This is a genomic window from Microcystis sp. M49636_WE2 (assembly GCF_030065375.1).
GTDB lineage: Bacteria > Cyanobacteriota > Cyanobacteriia > Cyanobacteriales > Microcystaceae > Microcystis > Microcystis aeruginosa_C.
Genome location: NZ_JASJFG010000148.1, coordinates 1 through 1,811, shown reverse-complemented (window position 1 = coordinate 1,811; position 1,811 = coordinate 1). Strand labels below are relative to the sequence as shown.

Sequence of the window (1,811 nt, the reverse complement as noted above, 5' to 3'; positions counted from 1 at the left end):
GTATTTGATGATAGCTGATTCGGCGGCTGACAAAGACTGACAAACACCGAGAAAGATAGATATTCCTAGGGGAAGTAAAAGATTTTTGAACATAAACCAAAGGTGCAAAACAAGCGAAAAGCGATCGGGATGATTGACTCATTCTAGCGGAATTGGTTGCCGCTTAGGAAAAACTTAAGACGGTGTGGATTATCTAGAGATGAATTTTTTAGTCACCCAACTAGGGGCAGAAAGCTGATAGCTTAATGCTAATCACTAATTTACATTCGCGAGAGAGCAGCGATTTTCGCTAGTTTATCTTTTTCCAAACCGTTGAGATCCTCTAGCTTCAACCATCCTTCCTTTAATAGTTGAGCAAAGACAAAAATTAGGGAAGTATAGCGATAGTCATATTTACCATCAATCTGATGTCGTCGGGCGCTTAGATAATCGTGCATTTGCCAGATATCATCTAAAACCGTGATCTGACCAGACTGTTCTTTAATATGTTCTATTAAAGTGCTAGTTTCTCGCTGATAGGCTTTTTGGAAAGCAGTTTGAGCAATTTCTTGTTCCGTATCTGACCAAATTATTTCACTCATAGGCATGATTTTAGTTTTAGGGATGATAATTTTGGATTTTTGAACTACCTCGACTCTTTTCGCCCACATCTGTAAGAATAATTGTTTAGTTATTCTTACCTAGATCGGAGAAGAAACCGGTGTATTTACCAATTTTTTTAAGTCAGCCTTTTAATTGTATAAAAAAAAGAGTTCACTTGACAAGGAACTCTAATAAGTTTCATCAGAATTTTTAATGATTTCTCTCAGTAGCTATTTAGCCACGGGCAAAGTTTAATAATTCTTTCGGAGAAGCTAATAAATCGATCGCTACGAAGAAAATTTTATTATCAGGAGTTAGGAGGAAGCGCCATGCCATATTCATACCCACACCTGCACCAAACCAAGGAGTTTGTACTTTTCCCGTCACTTTAATCTGAGTAAAACCGTCATCGGCGGGTTCTACTACACCGCGTTCGGGGATTAATTTCAAATTTTGGCATTCTTCCCGGAAAAAGCGATATACTGCCTCTTTACCGACGACGGGACGTTGGAAAGGTGGTTGCAGAGCGCCGTCAGGGGTGAATAATTCAATTAATACATCAAAGTCGTTAGCGTTGAGGTTGTCCATATAGTTGAGGACGGTGGCATTGGTAACGCCTTCAATGCTAACTTTGGTCCGTTCGGCAATATTTTGGGGAGGAACCACGGGTTCGGAAATACGGTTATAATCGCCCAGTTTCTTGGGATCGTAGCCCATATCGACCACACAATTCCGCAGAACGGTGATTTGTTGTCCCGACTCTAATTTTTTAATCCCGTCTAAAACGGCGCTGGCATTAGCAGATAGTTCATAACCCTTGGGAATTGGGGCAACATTGCCATCTTCCATCCATTGTCCTAATTGATACCAGAATCCCAGTTTGATGTTAGCAGACCAAGTGCCGTAGGTACGACAAATCGGGGTGTCAGCATGGTTCGCTAAGTCGCACATCACCTGCGACTGTTGCAGGGGTGACATCTGCCGAATTTCATTCATGGTTTTTTCGGCAAACACCATACTAGCAGCGCCGGGGGCGGCAACGGTGATGGTTTTGCCCATTTCTAGGTAGGCAAACCAAATCAAGGCTAGTTGATCTTCGGTATTCAGCTGATTGAAACGCGCAATCGTGGCAGGAACCACATCCGCTGATAGCGTGTTGGGGAAAATGCTCCGCGCTGATTCGATCGTAAACGGCATAGATTCACCTTGAAGTAAAGTTTTGTATCAAT

At 42.2% G+C, this 1,811-nt stretch carries 2 protein-coding genes and 1 pseudogene; all 3 read right to left on the bottom strand.

Going from position 1 to position 1,811, the window contains the following annotated elements:
- Nucleotides 1–93: pseudogene (locus PX484_RS03455) on the bottom strand (alpha/beta hydrolase); the annotation flags it as partial.
- 167 nt (nt 94–260) lie between these two features.
- Complete coding sequence (gene frp / locus PX484_RS03450; RefSeq protein ID WP_002746320.1) at nt 261–587, bottom strand: fluorescence recovery protein; 327 nt, start codon at nt 585–587, stop codon at nt 261–263.
- Between the two features lie 229 nt (nt 588–816).
- Nucleotides 817–1,779 carry an orange carotenoid-binding protein gene (locus PX484_RS03445; protein WP_002801386.1) on the bottom strand — a complete coding sequence of 321 codons (963 nt, stop codon included), beginning with the start codon at nt 1,777–1,779 and terminating at the stop codon, nt 817–819.
- Nucleotides 1,780–1,811 lie beyond the last annotated feature (32 nt).

Excerpts from the sequence above, each read along its gene's own strand:
- frp (WP_002746320.1), bottom strand. The coding sequence starts at position 587 with ATGCCTATGAGTGAAATAATTTGGTCAGATACGGAACAAGAAATTGCT.
- PX484_RS03445 (WP_002801386.1), bottom strand. The coding sequence starts at position 1,779 with ATGCCGTTTACGATCGAATCAGCGCGGAGCATTTTCCCCAACACGCTA.